Source organism: Acidovorax sp. ST3 (assembly GCF_003231145.1).
Classification (GTDB): domain Bacteria; phylum Pseudomonadota; class Gammaproteobacteria; order Burkholderiales; family Burkholderiaceae_C; genus Acidovorax.
The window spans coordinates 68,817-88,081 of record NZ_QKVP01000006.1 but is presented as its reverse complement, the minus strand read 5'-3'; the positions used below and the strand labels follow the sequence as shown (position 1 = coordinate 88,081).

The 19,265-nt window shown below is 66.1% G+C and carries 17 protein-coding genes and 1 other RNA gene; 9 read left to right on the top strand and 9 right to left on the bottom strand.

Going from position 1 to position 19,265, the window contains the following annotated elements:
* The first annotated feature begins 127 nt into the window (after nt 1-127).
* A complete protein-coding gene (rtcR, locus tag DNK89_RS19175) occupies nt 128-1,762 on the top strand; it encodes an RNA repair transcriptional activator RtcR (RefSeq protein ID WP_110961408.1) in 1,635 nt (544 codons plus the stop codon).
* Nucleotides 1,763-1,772: 10 nt separating this feature from the next.
* Nucleotides 1,773-2,112, top strand: an RNA gene (rnpB, locus tag DNK89_RS19170) — RNase P RNA component class A.
* Between the two features lie 68 nt (nt 2,113-2,180).
* Here the strand turns inward: rnpB and DNK89_RS19165 are convergent.
* The 5 genes from DNK89_RS19165 to DNK89_RS19145 all read right to left on the bottom strand — a co-directional run bounded on the left by DNK89_RS19165 (nt 2,181) and on the right by DNK89_RS19145 (nt 8,708).
* Nucleotides 2,181-3,425 (bottom strand): M48 family metallopeptidase, encoded by a 1,245-nt coding sequence (locus DNK89_RS19165; protein WP_110961407.1) that lies wholly within the window; start codon nt 3,423-3,425, stop codon nt 2,181-2,183.
* A 2-nt stretch (nt 3,426-3,427) separates the two neighbouring features.
* Nucleotides 3,428-4,693, bottom strand: a complete 1,266-nt coding sequence (locus tag DNK89_RS19160) for a YjgN family protein (protein ID WP_238990875.1) — start codon at nt 4,691-4,693, stop codon at nt 3,428-3,430.
* 183 nt (nt 4,694-4,876) lie between these two features.
* Nucleotides 4,877-5,671, bottom strand: coding sequence for an rRNA pseudouridine synthase (locus DNK89_RS19155; protein ID WP_110961405.1), 795 nt, complete (start codon nt 5,669-5,671; stop codon nt 4,877-4,879).
* 31 nt (nt 5,672-5,702) lie between these two features.
* Nucleotides 5,703-7,400 (bottom strand): MBL fold metallo-hydrolase, encoded by a 1,698-nt coding sequence (locus DNK89_RS19150; RefSeq protein ID WP_110961404.1) that lies wholly within the window; start codon nt 7,398-7,400, stop codon nt 5,703-5,705.
* 105 nt (nt 7,401-7,505) lie between these two features.
* Nucleotides 7,506-8,708: an MFS transporter gene (locus tag DNK89_RS19145; protein WP_110961403.1), complete on the bottom strand. Its 1,203-nt coding sequence runs from the start codon at nt 8,706-8,708 to the stop codon at nt 7,506-7,508.
* A 123-nt stretch (nt 8,709-8,831) separates the two neighbouring features.
* Here DNK89_RS19145 and DNK89_RS19140 point away from each other — a divergent pair, with 123 nt between their 5' ends.
* Nucleotides 8,832-9,716, top strand: coding sequence for a LysR family transcriptional regulator (locus DNK89_RS19140; protein WP_110961402.1), 885 nt, complete (start codon nt 8,832-8,834; stop codon nt 9,714-9,716).
* Nucleotides 9,717-9,741: 25 nt separating this feature from the next.
* Here the strand turns inward: DNK89_RS19140 and DNK89_RS19135 are convergent, their stop codons facing one another.
* On the bottom strand, nt 9,742-9,939 hold the full coding sequence (locus DNK89_RS19135) for a hypothetical protein (protein ID WP_110961401.1): 198 nt from the start codon (nt 9,937-9,939) through the stop codon (nt 9,742-9,744).
* 113 nt (nt 9,940-10,052) lie between these two features.
* Nucleotides 10,053-10,757, bottom strand: coding sequence for a glutathione S-transferase N-terminal domain-containing protein (locus DNK89_RS19130; RefSeq protein ID WP_110961400.1), 705 nt, complete (start codon nt 10,755-10,757; stop codon nt 10,053-10,055).
* A 94-nt stretch (nt 10,758-10,851) separates the two neighbouring features.
* On the opposite strand from DNK89_RS19130, the gene dapF reads away from it, so the two are divergent.
* The 4 genes from dapF (at nt 10,852) to lepB (ending at nt 14,254) form a co-directional block, all read left to right on the top strand.
* Nucleotides 10,852-11,733: a diaminopimelate epimerase gene (dapF, locus tag DNK89_RS19125; protein ID WP_110961399.1), complete on the top strand. Its 882-nt coding sequence runs from the start codon at nt 10,852-10,854 to the stop codon at nt 11,731-11,733.
* A complete protein-coding gene (locus tag DNK89_RS19120; RefSeq protein WP_015012535.1) occupies nt 11,730-12,419 on the top strand; it encodes a DUF484 family protein in 690 nt (229 codons plus the stop codon). Before dapF ends, DNK89_RS19120 begins: the two co-directional genes overlap by 4 nt.
* A gap of 51 nt (nt 12,420-12,470) precedes the next feature.
* Nucleotides 12,471-13,454 carry a tyrosine recombinase XerC gene (locus tag DNK89_RS19115; RefSeq protein WP_110961398.1) on the top strand — a complete coding sequence of 328 codons (984 nt, stop codon included), beginning with the start codon at nt 12,471-12,473 and terminating at the stop codon, nt 13,452-13,454.
* 119 nt (nt 13,455-13,573) lie between these two features.
* Entirely contained in the window at nt 13,574-14,254 is a 681-nt protein-coding gene (lepB, locus tag DNK89_RS19110; protein ID WP_110961397.1) for a signal peptidase I, read from the top strand.
* Nucleotides 14,255-14,293: 39 nt separating this feature from the next.
* On the opposite strand, the gene DNK89_RS19105 is transcribed toward lepB, so the two are convergent.
* The gene (locus DNK89_RS19105; RefSeq protein ID WP_110961396.1) at nt 14,294-15,949 is read right to left on the bottom strand and encodes a methyl-accepting chemotaxis protein; all 1,656 of its coding nucleotides are present in this window, start codon (nt 15,947-15,949) and stop codon (nt 14,294-14,296) included.
* Nucleotides 15,950-15,983: 34 nt separating this feature from the next.
* Entirely contained in the window at nt 15,984-16,511 is a 528-nt protein-coding gene (locus DNK89_RS19100; protein ID WP_110961395.1) for a chemotaxis protein CheW, read from the bottom strand.
* Between the two features lie 226 nt (nt 16,512-16,737).
* Between DNK89_RS19100 and DNK89_RS19095 the strand changes: the two genes are divergently transcribed.
* Nucleotides 16,738-17,973 (top strand): class I SAM-dependent rRNA methyltransferase, encoded by a 1,236-nt coding sequence (locus DNK89_RS19095; protein WP_015012540.1) that lies wholly within the window; start codon nt 16,738-16,740, stop codon nt 17,971-17,973.
* A 123-nt stretch (nt 17,974-18,096) separates the two neighbouring features.
* Nucleotides 18,097-19,152, top strand: coding sequence for a GTP-binding protein (locus tag DNK89_RS19090; RefSeq protein WP_110961394.1), 1,056 nt, complete (start codon nt 18,097-18,099; stop codon nt 19,150-19,152).
* The last annotated feature ends 113 nt before the right edge of the window (nt 19,153-19,265 follow it).

Sequence of the window (19,265 nt, the reverse complement as noted above, 5' to 3'; positions counted from 1 at the left end):
TGCAATGCAGGGCGTTAATGCGTTCAAGTTGTTGATTTGTATGGGGTGTTTTCCTTTCGGCGAAATTGATTGGGTGTTTAGATGCCAAGATAATTAGAATGAAAGCTAGTTAAATAGATAAGAAAATATGCGCAAAAACAAGGTGGTCATCGGCTTCCTGGGCACCCAGCTGGACTCTGGCAAGGGCGCTGGCCGGTGGGAGAAATGGCGCCCCACCGTGTCCCTGGTGCAGCACGAAGACGTGGTGATCGAGCGGCTGGAACTGCTCTACACCCCGCCGCACCGCGAGCTGGCCCACCAGGTGTGCACGGACATGGCCACCGCCTCGCCCGAAACCACGGTCAACCTGGTGCCGCTGCCCGTTGCCGACCCCTGGGACTTTGGTGAGGTCTATGCCCAGCTGTACGACTGGACGCAGGTCTACCGCTTTGACACCGAGCGCGAGGAATACTGGACGCACATCACCACCGGCACGCATGTCGCGCAGATCTGCCTGTTTTTGCTGGTGGAGTCGCGCCGCATTCCGGGTGTGCTGGTGCAAACCTCGCCCCCCAAGCGCCAGCGCCTTGGCGACCCGGGCAGCTACACCCTGATCGACCTGGACCTGTCGCGCTACGACGTGATCGCGCAGCGCTTTGGCGCCGAGCAGCGCGACGCCGTGCAGTTTTTGAAGAGCGGCATTGCCACGCGCAACGCGCGTTTCAATGCGCTGATTGACGAGGTGGAGCGCGTGGCAGTGCGCTCGCGCGCGCCCATTCTGTTCACCGGGCCCACGGGCGCGGGCAAGTCGCATCTGGCGCGGCGCATGTACGAATTGAAGAAGGCGCGCCACCAGGTCATAGGCGAATTTGTGGAGGTGAACTGCGCCACGCTGCATGGTGACGGTGCGGCGTCCACGCTGTTCGGCCACAAGAAGGGTTCGTTCACCGGCGCGGCGGCCGACCGCGCGGGCCTGCTGCGCACGGCGCACAAGGGCGTGCTGTTCCTCGACGAGATCGGCGAGCTGGGCGCAGACGAGCAAGCCATGCTGCTCAAGGCCGTGGAAGAAAAGCGCTTCTACCCCCTGGGCAGCGACCGCGAGGTGGAGAGTGACTTTCAACTGGTGGCCGGCACCAACCGCGACCTGCGCACCGAGGTGGCGGCTGGGCGCTTTCGTGAAGACCTGTTTGCCCGCATCAACCTGTGGAGCTATGTGCTGCCCGGCCTGGCCCAGCGGCCCGAGGACATTGAGCCCAATGTGGACCACCTGCTGCAGCGAGCGGGCGAAGAGCTGGGCCGCAGCGTGCGCTTTTCCAACGAGGCGCGCGCCGCCTACCTGCGCTACGCCCAGTCGCCCGAAGCGCTGTGGACGGGCAACTTCCGCGACCTGTCGGCCAGCGTGACGCGCCTGGCTACCCTGGCAGATAGCGGACGCATCGGTCTGCCGCTGGTGGAGGCCGAGATCGCCCGCCTGCGCTGGCTGTGGCAGCCCGCAAGCGACGCGCGCCATGGCCTGGCTCCCGTCGCAGGTGCGGTAGGGCGCGATGAACTCGAGGCTTTGCTGGGTGACGAGGTGGTGGAGTCCATGGACCTCTTCGACCAGTTGCAATTGGCCGCTGTGCTGCAGGTCTGCCGGCAGTCGCGCACCTTGTCGGATGCAGGGCGCGTGCTGTTCCAGGCCTCGCGTACGCAGCGCACCGTGGTCAATGACGCAGACCGGCTGCGCAAGTACCTGGCGCGGTTTGGGCTGGATTGGGAGCGGGCATCGGGTGCTGGGCGATAATCACGCCCGTGAAGCACGCCAGACCGCCGCTGGTGCAATCTGGGAAACCAGGCACTGGAGGAACGTCCGGACTGCACAGGACAGCGTAGCAGCTAACGGCTGCCCACCGTGAGGTGAGGATCAGAGCAACAGAGACGAGTCCCGGGGGAGTGCCGCAAGGCAAACCACCGGGGGTGAAACGGGCAATCTCTACGCGCAGCAATACCAAGTAGGCCAGCGTTGATGTGGTTCCGCAGAGCTGGCGGGTAGGTAGCACCGAGCCGTGGTGGCGACACCCGGCCCAGATTAATGGCGGTCACACTGCGGGCAACCGTGGTGCACAGAATCCGGCTTATCGGCGTGCTTCACACTTTATTTTTTGTCCCGCGCTGGCACGCGGGTGCGGTGCCAGCCCTGGGCGCCGCTTCCAACTATTCATTCAGCTTTTGGCGCAGTGTGGCGCATGCCCCTGCTCCAGCTCGGTGGCGCGCTTCATCGTCTCGGGGTGGCTGCTGAGCAGCGACCAGACCGGGTGGGATTCGGCCTCCTGGCCCAGCTTGCGTTTGCGTGTGGCGTCGGGTGCGCTGGCGGCGGATTGGGGCGTTGGGGCGTGGGCAGCATCGGCTGGGTTGTCGTCGGCCGCTTTTTTGTCCTTGTCGCTGCCCTTGTCCTCTTCCTTTTCCTCGGCCCGCGCAATGGCCAGCAGCAGCTTGCCCATGGGCGCCGTGGACAGCGCGGTATGGCGCATGAGGGCGATGGCGTAGCAGTCGGCCTCGCGCTCGTGGCTGCGGCTGTAGGCCAAGCCCGTCATCACCGAGGCACCGGTGGAGACGATCGCTGACACATCTCCCAGTGCCAAGCCCAGGCCGACGTTGAGCACGCCTTGCTCCACCACCAAGCGGGTGGTGTGGCGGTGCACGACATGGCCGATCTCGTGGGCCAGCACGCCCACCAAGGCGTCGTCGGGCAGGCCATTGTCGGCGGCGGCTTTCACGATGCCGTCGGTCATCACGATCTTGCCACCGGGCAGGGCAAAAGCGTTGGCGCCCATGCCCGAGCGGAACTCCAGCGACAGGGGCGGGTTGTATTGTGCGTAGCGGTGCAGTGTGGCGGGCGCCTGTTGCACCAACGTGTTGAAACGTGCCTGGAGTTGCTGCTGCCGCTCCTTAGGGAGCTTGCTGGGCTTGAGCGTGCCTTCATCCATCTGTTTGAGCACGTTCTCCGCCACACTGGTTTCCCAGCCCAGGGGCACAAACCGCGTGAGTTGCGTGGCGGCCCAGGGTGTGCCGTAGCGGTAAAACAGCGTGAGGCCGATGACGGCGGCGGCCGTCACGCCCAGCAGCACGGGCCAGCGGGTCTGCATGCGTTGTGCGATGCCGGGGCGCTCGCCCGCAGCGGCCAGGGCCGCGCGCCACTCGGTCACTGCGTCGATCTCCACGCTGCCATGGTCGCGCAGATCGACGACCACGCGGGGCTGCGGCTTGCGCTCGTTCCAGGCCTCCGGCCAGCCCACCTGCTTCCAGGTAAAAACCACCGGTTCAGCACCTGGCTGCGAAAGCGGATGCAGCACCAGCGATGGGCCTTGTGGCGTGGGCCGCAGGCTCACCACCACCGGACGGGCCTTGCTGCTCTGGCCGTCAAACCAGCGCCCGGGGACCAGGGCAGGGTGCTCGGGCGTCGACATGGTCAACCGATGAGGTCGAGGCCAGCGGCATCCGCCAGCGCATCGCCCAGGCCACCCTGCTGCTGGCGCACCATGGCGCCGGTCACCTGCTCCACGCCACCCTTGACGTGCAGGGTGACGGACTCGCACTTCATACGGTACTCACTCACCCGCGCAAACGGGCGGTACAGCCCCAGCGTCAGCAGGGTGAGCAGCATGTTCTTGATGCGCAGCCACACGTACTGGCCGCTTTTCAGGTGGCACTTGAAACGGGCCACATGGCTCACGCCGATGTTGTTCCACATCAGCTGGAACATGCGCGCCTCGCGGTACGCGCGTGCGGGGGCCGACGCCAGGATCAGCATGAAGATGCCGGCGATGATGGACACGATGATCACCACAAACATCCACAGGCCCAGCCGATTGCTCTGGCTGGCCACCAGGGCGATGGAACTGCCCGCCAGGATGCCGATCAGTGCCGAGAAGCCCACCACGCACAGAATGAAAACGGCCACGGTGGCCATCCACACCTTGACGAAGTCCATGTACACGGGCTTCCAGCGGCCTTTTTCGGCGCCGACCTGGGCCTTGAGCACCAGCAGGCTCTTGAAGTTGTACTCCATGCGGATCACGCACAGCACCGACAGCACCAGGCCCAGCAGCACCAGGCCGCCCATGGCGGGGGTGAACGAGGGCATGGGTTGCTTCTTGCCTTCTTCCTCGATGGTCTCCAGCGCCTGGGCGAGGTCGGGCGACAGCAGCTGCAGGCCATAGAACACCCCAAACCACACCAGCGCCAGCGCAAACACGGGCCAGCTGGCGAGGTAGACCTCTTTCCAGCTCGCCGTGAACTGCAGTCGCAGCCCGCGCCAGCGTGTGGCCCCCAGGCGGAACCGCATGGCGCTGGCCCAGATGAAGGGCGCCAGCGCTGCGCCCGCCAGCAGGAACAGGCCCACGGCCGTGTCCTGCCCGGTGTTGGCGGCCAGGTTGTAGGCAATGGTCAGCAGCATCAGCAGCACAAAGCCCATCACCATCTTGCGCTGCTGCGCGGTGAATTCGAGGGGGCTGCCGGCCACCAGCGTGTGGCTGTAGAAATACTGGGCGGTGCGGCGGCGTGCCCAGGGGGTGTAGATGCCCAGCGTGACGATGGACAGCAGCACGTTGACGATCCAGACCCGGAAATACTCGCCACCGTTGCCTGTGAACTCGAGCGGGTGGGCATCGATGTTCATCGGCATGAAGGTGGACATCGGCCCCGCAGCGCCGCCTGACGATTGGTTTGTGTTCATGAACTCCCTCCAGAGTGCTGCGCAGTGTAGCAGCGGTGTGGATCGAGGGAATTCAAATGGAAAAGGCCTGAAGCGCTTGTTGTAAAAGCGCTGATAGCTATGTTTTCAGGAGCATATGTGCGTCACCTGTCCCTTGCGCATCGGCAGTGCGCCGCTGGGCCCGTAAGCGCTTAGAGCAGATTCTTAGAACTTCTCCCACGGCTGCAGGTAGCGCCATTGCCCCTCGGGCACCTTGGCCAGCGGCACGCGGCCGATGCGGATGCGCTTGATGCCCACCACCGTCAGGCCCACCGCCTCGCACATGGCCGGGATTTGGCCGGGGCGGATGCCCTTGAGTGCAAAGCGCAGCTTGGTCTCGTTCTGCCAGCTCACCTTGATGGGGGGCAGGGGGCGGCCGTTGAACGTGAGGCCATGGCACAGGCGCTGCAGGCCGTTGGGGGCGATGTCGCCCTTGACCTCGACGATGCATTCCTGCTCCAGCACCTCGATGTCTTCGGCCAGCTTGCGCGCGATGCGTTTGTCCTGCGTGTACACCACTAGGCCGCTGGCCTCGGTGGGCAGGGGGGGGAAGCATTCGAGCTGCTTGAAGTGGCGCTGCAGCACGCGGATGCCCGACGCGTCTTCCGGCAGGTGGGACGCCGCGCTGAGCAGCGTGAGCGCCTGCTGCGCACCCTGGCTGCGGCTGGCGTGGGCTGCCTGCCCTGTGGGTGCGCCCGGCAGGCCCAGGCCGGCTTCAAACCCTGCGGGCTTGTGCAGCAGCAAGGTCACTGGGGTCAGCTCCAGCAGGCTGGCATCGGGTGCGACCGCCACGGTCTGATCGGGGCGCACGCGCGCGCCGGGGGCTTCCTCGATCTGGCCGTCCACGCTCACAAAGCCGCCCTCGATGAATTGCTCGGCCGTGCTGCGCGAGCAGCTCAGCTGTTCGGCCACGCGTTTGGCCAGGCGGATGTGGGTGGAGTCAGGGTTCTTGTCGGTCATTGAATGAAGGCGGTCTTGGTGTTCTTGTGGTTCAGTCATTGCCGGGCTGCAGAGAGCGAATGCGCTCCACATGCGCCAGCAGCGAGCGCTGGGCCACGGGCCACATGCGCTGCGGTACGTCGTCATAGGCGTGGCGCACCCAGTCGTCCATGCTGCCCTGGGGCAGCGCCTGCATGGCGGCCAGTACCTTGGCCTCGCGCGCCAGGCGGTGGGCCCTGAGCTTGGCGATGGCATTGCGGGCACCGAGGACCGGGCCCCCCAGCACGTAGCCATGCGCGGGCAGGATGAACTCCACGCTGTGCTCGGTGCACGCCGCATCCAGCCGGTCCAGCGAATCCAGGTAGTCGGCCATGTTGCCGTCCGGCGGGTCGATCACGGTGGTGCTGCCGTTCAGGATGTGGTCACCACTGAACAGCAGCGCGTCTTCCACCAGCAGCAGGCACAGGTGGTTGGCCGCATGGCCTGGGGTGTGGATCACCTGCAGGGTATGGGTGATTTTGCCTTCAGGTGCTAGTCCCTCAAGCACAAGCAGCTCATTATTTTGTAGCGCCCGGTCGGGGGTGAACTGGCTGGCCGCGCGGGCCGTGGGGGCCGACGGCAGGCCCAGAACGGGCGGGCGCGCCTTGCCGGCCTGCACACACATCGCCTGCAGCGGCGCCGCGCCGGGAGAATGGTCGGCGTGCGAGTGGGTGCACACAATCATGCGGATGTCGCCCCCCGCTGCACGCCAGAGCTTGTCCAGGTGCTCGGCGTCGGCCGGGCCAGGGTCGATGGCGATGAAGCCCGTGGCCGGGTCGCCCACCAGATAGCTGTTGGTGCCAGGGCCGGTCATCACGCCGGGGTTGGGGGCGGTCAGGCGCATCACGTTGCGCAGCAGCGGCACGGGGCGCTCAGTCTGCCAGTCCAGTGGGTGCACGATCTGCCCGTCGGGGCAGACCAGCGCCAGCTCGCCAAACGGCATGTCGTCCTCCATGTAGCGCGCTTCCTTGCCTGCCAGCAGGCCGGCGCGCGGGCAGCTGACCCACAGGGGCTGCTCGTGCGCCACGGCGTCCAGCACCGCCTGGGTGCTGGCAAATTGGGCCAGGCGCTGCAGCGTGCGGATGGTCGGGAAGATCATGAAGAACTGCCCCGCCTCGTGCCGCGCCAGCGCATCGGCCGGGCGCACCCACACGGGCTCGAACTGCTCGGCCTCGTCGGCCACGGGCTCCTGGCCATCGGGCATACGGGCCACCAGAAAAGGCACTTCAAAGCGGCGTGCCAGGTCGCGGTCGGCCGTCCAGTGTGCCAGCAGGTACACCCCATCGGCCGCCAGGCGCAGTCCGCGTGCGGTGCACTGCGCAGCAAAGGGCTGGTGGCGGTCGATGGTGGCAATGTCCTGCGCATCGGCCATCTGCCCCTGGCGGGGGCCCTCGGCATGGCGCGCCAGCAGCACGCCCAGTTCTTCAAAACTCTCGCGGATGGCTGCAATCGCCTGGGTGAGATGCAGGTCGCTCTGGGTAGGGCGGCGGTCCGCAGCGGCGTGGGTGGCGGGGGCGGCATCCAGCGCATCAATGCCTCCGCCGGGGAAGACATAGGCGCCGGGCGCAAAGCTGGCTGTGGCCGAGCGCCGGGTCATGAGGACTTCGAGCCCGCCGCCGTCAGGGACATCGCGCAGCAGCAGCACGGTGGCGGCGGGGCGGGTGGCGACGGGTTCGCGGTGGGGGTGGAGTTGTTGGCTGGAGCGGGGCATCAGCCCATTATCGAGGCGCGCTGGACTCCGTGCACTCCTGCCAGCGCACAGGCTGCAGCGGGTAGCCCATGGCGCGTGCCCCTTTGCGTGAGGGGCACGGCACGGTCAGTGCCCCACGGGCACAGGGCCGCTGGCGCTCACGGGGATGCCGCTGCGCCGGTCCAGCACACCGCTCCAGTGCGTGAGGGCCAGCGACACCAGCACCACCAGCGCACCGATCCACGGCGTGTGCTGCAGGCCCAGGTGCGTCACGATCAGGCCTCCGGCCCACGCGGCGCCGGCGATACCCAGGTTGAACGCTGCGATGTTCAGGCCCGAGGCCACGTCCACCGCCTGCGGGGTGAAGCGCTCGGCCTGTTTGACCACGTACACCTGCAACCCCGGCACATTGCCGAACGCCACAGCGCCCCACAGCAGCACGGTGCCCACTGCCAGCCAGGGATGGGGAGCCGTGAATTGCAGCACCAGCAGCACGGCCGCCAGCAGCGCAAAGATGATGCGCAGTGCCGGGATGGGCCCCAGCCGGTCGGCCAGTTTGCCGCCCCAGAGGTTGCCCACGGCCACGGACACGCCGTAGACCAGCATCACCCAGCCCACGGCACTGGCGCTGAAGCCCGAGATGTCGGTGAGGATGGACGCGAGAAAGGTGAACGGAATGAAGGTGCCGCCGTAGCCAATGGCCGTCTTGGCGTACACCAGCAGCAGGCGGGGCTCGACCAGCACCTGGGCTTGTTGCGCCAGCGAAGCGGGGGGCGTGTGGGCGATGTGGCGGGGTACAAAGACCGCACTGCCGATGAAGGCCACCACCCCCAGGACCGACACGGCCAGAAAGGTCTCACGCCAGCCGAAATGCTGGCCGATGAACGTGCCCAGCGGCACACCGGTGACCAGGGCCACCGTGAGGCCGGTGAACATGATGGCAATCGCGCTCGCGGCCTTTTCGCGCGGCACCAGGCCGGTGGCGATGGTGGAGCCGATCGAGAAGAACACGCCATGCGCCAGCCCGGTCAGGATGCGCGCCGCGACCAGGGTCTCGTAGCGGGGCGCCTGCCAGGCCAGCAGGTTGCCTACAGTGAACAGTGCCATCAGCGCCAGCAGCAGCGCCTTGCGCGGCAGCTTGCCGGTGAGTGCGGTGAGCACCGGGGCACCAATGGCGACCCCCAGGGCGTACAGGCTGACCAGCAGGCCCGCCGAGGGGATGCTTATGGAAAGGTCTGCCGCCACGGTGGGCAGCAGGCCCACGATCACGAACTCGGTCGTGCCGATGGCGAATGCGCTGAGCGTCAGCGCGAGCAAGGCAATGGGCATGGGAACACTCCAGGTTTCAGGCTTTCGGGCTGTGGAGTGTGGGTGTTTCAGTCTTGCTGAAAAAGATCGCTAAGCGCCATTGATAATTGATTTAAAGTCAACAATATCGCGGCAGGAGAACCCATGAAAACCACGCTGGAAGAACTGCAGGCCTTTGTGGCGGTGGTGGACGGCGGTTCGATCACGGCCGCAGCCGACACGCTGGGCCAAACCGTCTCGGGCATCAGCCGGGCGCTGGCGCGGCTGGAGAAAAAGCTGGACACCACGCTGCTGCGCCGCACCACACGCCGCACCGAGCTGACGGAGGAGGGCCGGGCCTTTTTGCAGCGCACGCGCGCCATCCTGGCCTCGATCGACGACGCCGAGGAGCACATTGCCGCGCGCCGCCAGCAGCCCGCCGGCCGCCTGCGGGTGAATGCGGCCACGCCCTTCATGCTGCACGCCGTGGTGCCCCTGGTGCCTGCGTTTCGCAAGGCCTATCCACAGATCACGCTGCAGCTGGACACGGACGAGACATACATCGACCTGCTGGAGCGGCGCACGGACGTGGCCATTCGCATCGGGCAGCTACCGGATTCCACCCTGCATGCGCGCCCGCTGTGCACCAGCCGCTTGCGGGTGCTGGCCAGCCCCGACTACCTGGCGCGCACGGGCAAGCCCAAAAGTGTGGCCGACCTGGCCCGGCACACGCTGCTGGGCTTCAACCAGCCCGAGTCGCTCAACCAGTGGCCGCTGCGCGGCGCGCATGGAGACGCCTGGCCCATCGTGCCCGGCCTCACCGCATCGAGCGGCGAGACACTGCGCCATCTAGCGCTGCAAGGGGTGGGCATCGTGTGCCTGTCGGACTTCATGACGGCCGCTGACCGCGCGCGCGGCGACCTGGTGCAGGTGCTGGTCAAGGACACGGTGGAGGTGCGCCAGCCCATCAGTGCGGTGTACTACCGCAACACGCAACTGGCGGCACGTATCGCGTGTTTTCTGGATTTCTTACAGGAGCGTCTGGGCTGAGCAGGCCTGCCTTGCAGGCCCGCCGTCAGCGCAGCGCGCGCAGTTGCTGCAGGCGCTGCAGCACGGCGTCGATGACGGCGTTGGCGCCCTCCACATCGCAGCTCCACAGCATTTCCAGCAACTCGATCAGCGCGATGGCGTTGGTTTCCTGCAGCGCCGCGCGGGCGGCGGCCTGGAGGTCGTGCAGGTCCAGATCCTGAAGAACATTAACGGTCAATCCCATGGGGTGCTCCCTGTTTTTTTGAGGAGGCCCATGGTAGGTGCGTGGCGCCCGGGTGCCGGGCTGCGCGGCATGATCAAGATCAAGGGCGGATGAGAAACCCGGCGCCCTAGCCGTCAGCCGCGCGCCGGAATCGCCAGCCCCCGGGCCACCGCCGGACGCGCCACGAAGGCTGCGAGCACGCGCTGCACCTCCTTGAACTGGTCAAACTCGACCAGGTCACCCGCGCCGTAAAAGCCCACCAGGTTGCGCACCCACGGCAGGATGGCGATGTCGGCGATGGTGTACTGGTCGCCCATCACCCACTGGCGGCCCGCCAAGCGCTCGTCCAGCACCTTGAGCAGGCGCTTCGATTCAGCGACATACCGGTCGCGCGGGCGCTTGTCTTCGTAGTCCTTGCCTGCAAACTTGTGGAAGAACCCGAGCTGGCCAAACATGGGGCCCACACCGCCCATCTGCCACATCACCCACTGCAGGGTTTCGTAGCGCCCGGCGGTGTCCTGCGGCAGCAGCTGGCCCGTCTTGCTGGCCAGGTACACCAGGATGGCGCCAGACTCGAACAGTGCCAGCGGCTGGCCGTCCGGCCCGTTCGGGTCCAGGATGGCCGGGATCTTGTTGTTGGGGTTGAGCGAGAGGAATTCGGGCGTGGTCTGGTCGTTGGTCTCAAAGCTCACCAGGTGGGGCTCGTAGGGCAGGCCCAGTTCTTCCAGCGCAATCGACACCTTCACGCCGTTGGGCGTGGGCAGTGAATACAGCTGGATGCGGTCCGGGTGTCGGGCGGGCCACTTGCGGGTGATGGCAAAAGCGGAAAGATCGGTCATGCGAGGTTCCTGAAAAGCCGGTGGAATCGAGAGAAGCTGCCAAGCGTAAGCCCCTGCGCGGTTTGGCGCAGGGGCGGGGCCATAATCCCGTCCCATGAAGATTCGCTTCACCAAAATGCAGGGCGCGGGCAACGATTTTGTGGTGCTCGACGAAACCCAGGGCCGCCTGGGGCTCAGCGCCGCCCAATACCGCTTCCTGGCCGACCGCCATTTCGGCGTCGGCGCCGATCAGATCCTCACCGTGCGCCCCTCGCCGGGGGAGGGCATTGACTTTGAATACGTGATCCACAACGCCGATGGCGGCGAGGTGGAGCAGTGCGGCAACGGTGCGCGCTGTTTTGCTCGCTTTGTGCACGACCGGGGGCTGTCGGGCAAGGACACCATCCGCGTACAGACCAAAAGCGGTGTGATTGCCCCCCGCCTCACGGGCGACGGCCGCGTCACGGTGGACATGGGCCGGCCCGAGTTCGACCCCGCCAAGGTGCCGTTCAACACCACCGGTCTTACGCCCGTGCAGCAGGGTTCAGGGCAAAAATGGCCGGTAGCGCTAGAGGAATATGCCTCGGGCGCTTCTGTTTTGGTAGCGGTGGCCTCCATGGGCAACCCGCATGCGGTGCAACTGGTGGACAACGTGGACACGGCGCCTGTCGCGCAGACCGGGCCGCTGATCGAGCGCCATGCGCGCTTCCCCCAGCGGGTGAACGCGGGCTACCTGCAGATCGTGGACCGCTCCCATGTGCGCCTGCGGGTGTTCGAGCGCGGCGCGGGCGAGACGCTGGCCTGCGGCACCGGCGCCTGCGCGGCCGTGGCCAGCGGCATCCGGCTGGGGCTGCTCGACCCCGAGGTGCAGGTGGACACGCGCGGCGGCCGCCTCACCATCGCCTGGAGCGGCCAGGAGGCTGATTCCGTTTTCATGACCGGCCCGGCCACCACGGTGTTCGAAGGCCAGATCGACATTCCCGACACGCTCGTATGACTACCCACATCCCACCGATCACCGAAGACGACATCGCCCAGTTCCTCACCAACACGCCGGGTTTCTTCGAGCGCCATGCCGAGGTGCTGGCCAGCGTGCAGATCACCAGCCCGCACGGTGCGCGCGCCGTGAGCCTGCAGGAGCGCCAGGCCGAGATGCTGCGCGAGAAGATCAAGGGCCTGGAGCATCGGATCATGGAAATGGTGCGCAACAGCACCGAAAACGCCGCCATCGCCCACAAGGTGCACCAATGGACCGGGAGCCTGCTGCAGGTGCGCGACCCGTTTGACCTGCCCCAGGCCGTGGTCGATGGCGTGCGCACCCTGTTCGATGTGCCCCAGGCGGCCGTGCGGGTGTGGGCAGTGGCCGCTCCGTACATCGACGCCGACTTCACACAGGGCGCCAGCGAAGACGCGCGGGCGTTTGCTTCGTCGCTGACCATGCCCTTCTGCGGCCCCAACCTGGGCTTCGAGCCTGCAGGCTGGCTGGCGCAGGAAGGCGGCGAGCCCGCCCAGTCCCTGGCCCTGCTGCCGCTGCGTGCCGGTGCCATCGACAGCGCCACGCCAGCGTTTGGCCTGCTGGTGCTGGGCTCGCACGATCCGCAGCGGTTCGATGCCACGATGGGCACCGACTTCTTGTCGCGCATGGCAGAGCTGGCCAGCGCAGCACTGTTGCGGCTTCAGTAGCCCGCCTTCTGGCAGCCCGTGCCAACCTAGCGGCGTCTCGGCGACGGCACCATGTCTGAAACGCCCATCGCCCCCACCACGCTCGACCCCCACGTCCTGCGCTATCTGGAGCATGTGCGCGTCGAAAAGCGGCTGGCCGCCCGCACGCTCACGCTCTACACCCTGGACCTTGAAAAGCTGGCGCAGTTTGCGGCTGGCGTGAACGTGCCGCTGCTGCAGTTGCAGACGGCACACATTCGCCGCTTTGTGGCACAGATGCACAGCGGCGGGCGCAGCGGGCGGGGCATTGCGCTCATCCTCTCGGGCTGGCGCGGCTTCTTCATCTGGGCCGGGCGGCAGGGGCTGATTCCGCACAACCCGGTGCAGGACGTGCGCGCCCCCAAGGCCCCCAAGCCCTTGCCCAAGGCGCTGGGCGTGGACGACGCCGTGCGGCTGGCCGAATTCGACAACACCGGCGCCGACCCCTGGCTGGAGGCGCGCGATGCGGCGATGGTGGAGCTGCTGTACGGCTGCGGCCTGCGCGTGGGCGAACTGGCGGGGCTCGATGCCATCCCCAACGCCGACACCCAGCGCCAGCGCCAGGGCCGTGGCTGGGTGGACCTGCAAGCGGGCGAAGCCCATGTGTTCGGCAAGGGCAGCAAGCGCCGCAGCGTGCCGGTGGGCGCCGCCGCTACGGCCGCGCTGCAGGCCTGGTTGCAGCTGCGGGCCACACCGTTTGGTGGCGAAGGCTCTGCACGGCTCGATACCGCCCTGTTCGTAGGCCAGCGCGGCAAACGCCTCACCGCCCAGTCGATCTGGCTGCGCCTGCGCCAGCGCAGCCAGCAGGCGGGGCTGACCACGCCGGTGCACCCGCACATGCTGCGCCACTCGTTTGCCAGCCATCTGCTGCAAAGCAGCGGCGACCTGCGCGCGGTGCAGGAGCTGCTGGGCCACGCCAACATCACCACCACACAGGTCTACACGCGTCTCGACTTTCAGCACCTGGCCAAGGTGTATGACGCCGCCCACCCGCGTGCGCGGAAGAAGCCCCCCTGAGCCGCCGCGCGGGCCTCCGCGAAAGCGAAACAACCGCCCGCCCGCCGCGCGGAACCAAGTGGCCCCGTGGCGCCTCCGATCAAATTGCCGCCCGCCGTGGGCGCTCTGGAGTTGTCGTGATGCTGTTGAACTGGATCCAATCGAACCTTAAATCGAACCGGTGGTTCATTGTGCTGCTGTTGTGCTTTGGTGTCTTTCGCACTGCCGTGGCCGACTGGAACCCCATTCCCTCGGGCTCGATGCGGCCTACGCTGCTGGAGGGGGATGTGGTACTGGTCAACCGCCTGGCCTACGACCTCAAGCTTCCGCTCACTGACGTGATCCTGGCGCACATCGACGACCCGCAGCGCGGCGATGTGGTCACCTTCTCGTCCCCGCTGGACGGCACCCGCTTGATCAAACGCATTGCCGCCTTGCCCGGCGACACGGTGGAGATGCGCAACGAGGTGCTCTACATCAACGGCCAAGCCGCCGAATACGAGAGGCCCGATTCTGTGCAGGAGGCGGTGCTGCCGGGCCGCACGCTCACCGCCACGCGCTGGACGGAGCGCCTGCTGGGGCATGAGCGCCGCGTGCAGTGGCTGCAGGGCGTGACAGCGCGCAGCAGCTTCGATCCGGTGCAGGTGTCCGAGGGCGAATACCTGGTGCTGGGTGATAACCGGGACAACAGTGCGGACTCGCGCTACATCGGCCTGGTGCCGCGCCATCTGCTCATCGGGCAGGCGCACCGCGTGCTGCTGTCGGCCGATGTGCTGGGCCACTGGGCGCCGCGCCTGGAGCGCTTTGGCAAGGCGCTGTAGTCTGGTTCATCCACAGCGTGACCTGCCGCTCTAAGCCGCTCAGGCTGCCGCCATCGGCAGATGGGCCTGGCCGAGCAAGGGGCGGCGTACGGGTCGGTGTTGCAAGACAGCGCGTGGCTCCTGCACGGAAGCCTGGGCTTGCTCCTGGCCATCGGGCAGCTTGAAGGTGGCAACCGTCTGAACCAGTTCGCCCGCCTGCTGGTTCAGACTGGCAGCGGCAGCGGCCATTTCTTCCACCAGGGCAGCGTTTTGTTGTGTGGCGTGGTCCATCTGCGTCACCGCTTCGTTGATCTGGTCCACGCCCTGGCTTTGCTCGGTGCTGGCGGCACTGATCTCGCCCATGATGTCGGTGACGCGGCGGATGGAGGCAACGACCTCGCTCATCGTTTGACCGGCGCGGTCCACCAGGGCCGATCCGGCTTCCACGCGCTCCACGCTGTTCCCGATCAGGCCCTTGATCTCGCGGGACGCCTCGGCCGAGCGGCTCGCCAACACGCGCACCTCGGTGGCCACCACGGCAAAGCCACGGCCCTGGTCGCCTGCACGGGCGGCCTCCACGGCAGCGTTCAGCGCCAGGATGTTGGTCTGGAACGCGATGGAGTCGATGACGCCAATGATCTCTGAGATCTTGTTGCTGCTGTCGTTGATGTCCTTCATGGTGCGCACCACGTCGGCCACCACGTCGCCCCCTTGCACGGCAATCGCTGTGGCCGCCTGGGCCAGCTGGTTGGCCTGGCGGGAGTTTTCGGCGTTCTGGCGCACGGTGGCGTTCAGCTGCTCCATGGAGGCAGCGGTTTCCTGCAGTGCACTGGCCTGCTGCTCTGTGCGCGCTGACAGATCGTTGTTGCCCTGGGCGATTTCGGCCGACGCGTAGGAGACGCTGTCACTGTTGGTCCGCACCTGGCCGACCAGATGCACCAGTGACTGTTGCATCTCCTGCAGGGCCTGCAGCAGTTGTGCGGTTTCGTTGGTGCCACAGTAGGTGATGGGCAGGCTCAGGTCCCCGGCCGCCACGGCGCGGGCGGCATCCACTGCGCGGCGCAGGGGAGCCGTGGTGGAGCGCACGATGCCAAAACCAATCGCCGCACCGGCCACCAGGGCCAGCCCTGTGAGCGCCAGCACCGACACGTTCAGCGTGGACACCGCCGCCACGGCATCGGCCTGAGCCGTTTTCGCCAGCGACTCCTGGAATTCGATCAGGCCGTCGAGGGCATCAAAGTACGCCTTGCGCGGCGCCGCCATGGACCCTGTCAGCACAGCCCGTGCATCGTCCAGGCGCCCGGCGGTCAGCAGTTCAGAGTAGCGTGACAACTGCGCCGCGTACTCACCGCGTGCGCGCAAGGTTTCGGCCAGTGCGGCTTTGCCTTGGGGCGTGGTGATCTGCTGTGCGAGGGCTTCGAACAGCTGCGTGATCTGTTGACGCTTGGCGTTGATGGTGGCCTGGTGCCGTTGTACGTTTTCGGGGCTGGTATCCAGCAGCATCTGCGTGAGGGCCAGTTCGACCCCCGTCACGTCTTCCTTGGCCACATGCAGGTGCAGCACCTTGGGGAAGCGGTCATCGATGATGGAGTGGAACGCTTTGTCCGCGCGGCTTGCCAGCACCACCGACAGCGTGCCCATGAGGCCGATGAGCAGCGCCATCAAGCCAAAGCCCAGCGTGAGCCGGGTCGAAATCTTCAGGTCATTGAATTTCATGGTGTGTCCAGTTCTTGGGGGAGGGGGTGGCCGTTTAGTGGGTGGCGGCAAGGGCTTCGCCCGCCACAGGCCGGGCAAGGAATTTCTCGATGTCGAGCAGGATCAGCATCCGTGGACCCACCGAGCCGATGGCCAGCAGGTGTTCGGGCTTGACGTTGCCGCGCAGGGCGGGCACGGGGCGCAGCTGTTCGCGCTCCAGAGTGAGTACATCGGAGACCCCGTCCACCACTACGCCCACCGTGCGCTGGCCGATGTGCAGCACGATTACCACCTTCAGGTGGTCGTATTGCACGGCGGTCTGCCCCAGCTTCAGGCGCAGGTCGATGATGGGCACGATCACGCCGCGTAGGTTCATCACGCCCAGCAACTCGCCCGTGGCGTTGGCAATGGTGGTGGGCTTCTCGTACGTCCGGATCTCCTGCACCCGCAGGATGTCCACCCCGTATTCCTCGTTGCCGATCTTGAAGGCCAGAAATTCGCGCAGGTCGGTCATCACGGCCTGGGCCGTGCCGGGCGCGGGGGCGAGGCGGGTGGTGCTGGGGCGTGTGGCTGAGGTAGTCATCGGAGTGTTTTGATAAAAATGCTAATTTCCGTAATTTTATCGATTGAAAATCATATTTGTCAAATATGCGGTTTCGAGAGAGTGACTCGGCCGGGTGTTTGCCGGGCGAAGAGGGGCGTGCGGCGCGTGTCAGACCAAGGCGTGATCAGTCGCAGTGCCGGCTTCTGCGCGCGTTTTGCGTCGGTGGGGTCCGCTACCGTGGCCTTCAGGCCGCACAATCCGGGGCATGAAAACCCTTCGACTCCGCGCAGGCAAAGAGCGCTCGCTACTGCGCCGCCATCCCTGGATCTTTGAATCGGCCATCGCCAAGGGCGGCGGCGACAGCGGCGAGACCGTGCGCGTGGAATCGCACGAAGGCCAGTTCCTCGCCTGGGCGGCCTACAGCCCCAGCTCGCGCATCCGCGCGCGGGTGTGGAGCTTTGACGAGGCGCAGCGCATTGATGCTCCATTTTTTATAGCTGCTTGCGCACGTTCCATCATCGCCAGAGCCCGTTTTGATGTGCAAAGCGATGGCGTGCGCCTGGTGCATGGTGAGTCCGACGGTCTGCCGGGGCTCATCGTGGACCGCTATGGCGATACCCTGGTGGCGCAGTTCACCAGCGCAGGCACCGAGCGCTGGAAGGGCGTGATTGCCGATGCGTTGCTGCGCGAGACGGGGCTGACCAAGCTGTACGAGCGCTCGGACGCCAGCGTGCGTTCGCTGGAAGGTCTGGAGCCCGCCACCGGCTGGCTGCGTGGCGGGCCGACGGGCGCTGCGGGCGATGGCGAGGGGCCGCCGCTGGAGCTGACGATCCGCGAGCACCAGTGGCGCCTGACCCTCAACATTGCCGAGGGCCACAAGACGGGCTTTTATCTGGACCAGCGCGACAGCCGCAAGCGGTTTGCCGACTACACCCAGCGCCTGGGCTTCAAGCATGTGCTCAACTGCTTTTGCTACACCGGCGGTTTCAGCGTGGCGGCGCTGGCGGGCATGCGTGCGGCAGGCAACGTGGCCGATGGGCACGTGACTTCCATCGATTCTTCAGGCCCGGCCCTGGAGCGCGCCCGCGCCCACGTGGCACTCAATGGGTTCGATCCGAACCGCGCCACCTTCCTCGATGCCGACGTGAACGCCTCGCTGCGCCAGTTCCTCAAGGAAGGCCAACGCTTCGACGCCATCATCCTGGACCCGCCGAAGTTTGCGCCCACTGCGGCGCACGCCGAGCGCGCCGCACGCGCCTACAAGGACATCAACCGGCTGGCGCTGCAGTTGCTGTCGCCCGGTGGCGTGTTGTTCACCTTCTCGTGCTCAGGCGGCATCAGCGCCGACCTGTTCCACAAGATCGTGGCGTCGGCCGGAGCGGATGCGGGCGTGGACGGCTTCATCCTGGAGCGCCTGGGCGGCGCGCCCGACCACCCGATGACGCTGGAGTTTCCGGAAGGGGAGTACCTCAAGGGCCTGGTCGTGATGCGAAAAGGGTGAACGAGGCGGCTCCCGGCAAGGGGTTGACAGCCTCGGTACACTGAAAAATTGGCCCCACGGGGCACTGAGATATGCGGCGGCCACGCCGCCGCGCAAGTAGTTGATCCCTAGAAAGACAGATTTATGGCACTGATCCCCGTCACCATCCTCACCGGCTTCCTGGGCTCGGGCAAAACGACGTTGCTCAAGCGCCTCTTGAGCGAAGCCCATGGCCAGAAGATCGCCGTGATCGAGAACGAATTCGGCGAAGAAAACATCGACAACGACATCCTGGTGACCGAGTCCAAGGAGCAGATCGTGCAGATGAGCAATGGCTGCATCTGCTGCACCATCCGCGAAGACCTGCGCGAGACGCTGCAACTGCTGGCCGCCAAGAAGCGCAAGAACCTGCTCGACTTTGACCGCATCGTGATCGAGACCACCGGCGTGGCCGACCCGGGCCCCGTGGCGCAGACCTTCTTCATGGACGAAGAGATCGCCGAGACTTACCTCATCGACTCGATCATCACCCTGGTGGACGCTAAGCACGCGCCCCAGCAGCTCAACGACCGCCAGGAAGCGCGCCGCCAGGTGGGATTTGCGGACCAGATCTTCCTGTCCAAGACCGACCTGGTGTCCCAGGACGAAACCGATGCGCTGATCCACCGCCTCAAGCACATGAACCCCCGAGCGCCCATCAAGGCCGTGCATTTTGGCGAAGTGCCGCTCAAGGAGGTGCTGGACCTGCGCGGCTTCAACCTCAATGCCAAGCTGGACATCGACCCGGACTTTCTCAAGGAAGAGGAGCACAGCCATGACCACCACGACCATGAGCATGGCGAGCACTGCAACCACCCGTCGCACCAGCATGGCCATGAGCACGGGCACCACCATCACCACGACGATGATGTGAAGAGTTTTGTGTACCGCTCGGACCGCCCGTTCGATCCGGCCAAGCTCGAAGACTTCCTCGGCGCCATCGTCAACATTTACGGCCCGCGCATGCTGCGCTACAAAGGGGTGCTGAATATGAAAGGCACGGAGCGCAAGGTGATCTTCCAGGGCGTGCATCAGCTCATGGGCAGCGACCTGGGCCCCCAGTGGGCCGAGGGCGAGCTGCGCACCAGCAAGATGGTTTTCATTGGCATTGACCTGCCCAAGGACATCTTCTTGCAGGGGCTGGAGCAAAGCCTGGTCTGACCTGCGCACGGGGTTTGAGGGGGCGATGGCGCCCGATTTGTGTTGTATCCGCAACGTTTCCGTTTGCGTCAGCCCAGGTCGATACAATCGCGCCCCGGTAAAACCACCCAAGG

Excerpts from the sequence above, each read along its gene's own strand:
- rtcR (WP_110961408.1), top strand. The coding sequence starts at position 128 with ATGCGCAAAAACAAGGTGGTCATCGGCTTCCTGGGCACCCAGCTGGAC.
- DNK89_RS19165 (WP_110961407.1), bottom strand. The coding sequence starts at position 3,425 with ATGTCGACGCCCGAGCACCCTGCCCTGGTCCCCGGGCGCTGGTTTGAC.
- DNK89_RS19160 (WP_238990875.1), bottom strand. The coding sequence starts at position 4,693 with ATGAACACAAACCAATCGTCAGGCGGCGCTGCGGGGCCGATGTCCACC.
- DNK89_RS19155 (WP_110961405.1), bottom strand. The coding sequence starts at position 5,671 with ATGACCGACAAGAACCCTGACTCCACCCACATCCGCCTGGCCAAACGC.
- DNK89_RS19150 (WP_110961404.1), bottom strand. The coding sequence starts at position 7,400 with ATGCCCCGCTCCAGCCAACAACTCCACCCCCACCGCGAACCCGTCGCC.
- DNK89_RS19145 (WP_110961403.1), bottom strand. The coding sequence starts at position 8,708 with ATGCCCATTGCCTTGCTCGCGCTGACGCTCAGCGCATTCGCCATCGGC.
- DNK89_RS19140 (WP_110961402.1), top strand. The coding sequence starts at position 8,832 with ATGAAAACCACGCTGGAAGAACTGCAGGCCTTTGTGGCGGTGGTGGAC.
- DNK89_RS19135 (WP_110961401.1), bottom strand. The coding sequence starts at position 9,939 with ATGGGATTGACCGTTAATGTTCTTCAGGATCTGGACCTGCACGACCTC.
- DNK89_RS19130 (WP_110961400.1), bottom strand. The coding sequence starts at position 10,757 with ATGACCGATCTTTCCGCTTTTGCCATCACCCGCAAGTGGCCCGCCCGA.
- dapF (WP_110961399.1), top strand. The coding sequence starts at position 10,852 with ATGAAGATTCGCTTCACCAAAATGCAGGGCGCGGGCAACGATTTTGTG.
- DNK89_RS19120 (WP_015012535.1), top strand. The coding sequence starts at position 11,730 with ATGACTACCCACATCCCACCGATCACCGAAGACGACATCGCCCAGTTC.
- DNK89_RS19115 (WP_110961398.1), top strand. The coding sequence starts at position 12,471 with ATGTCTGAAACGCCCATCGCCCCCACCACGCTCGACCCCCACGTCCTG.
- lepB (WP_110961397.1), top strand. The coding sequence starts at position 13,574 with ATGCTGTTGAACTGGATCCAATCGAACCTTAAATCGAACCGGTGGTTC.
- DNK89_RS19105 (WP_110961396.1), bottom strand. The coding sequence starts at position 15,949 with ATGAAATTCAATGACCTGAAGATTTCGACCCGGCTCACGCTGGGCTTT.
- DNK89_RS19100 (WP_110961395.1), bottom strand. The coding sequence starts at position 16,511 with ATGACTACCTCAGCCACACGCCCCAGCACCACCCGCCTCGCCCCCGCG.
- DNK89_RS19095 (WP_015012540.1), top strand. The coding sequence starts at position 16,738 with ATGAAAACCCTTCGACTCCGCGCAGGCAAAGAGCGCTCGCTACTGCGC.
- DNK89_RS19090 (WP_110961394.1), top strand. The coding sequence starts at position 18,097 with ATGGCACTGATCCCCGTCACCATCCTCACCGGCTTCCTGGGCTCGGGC.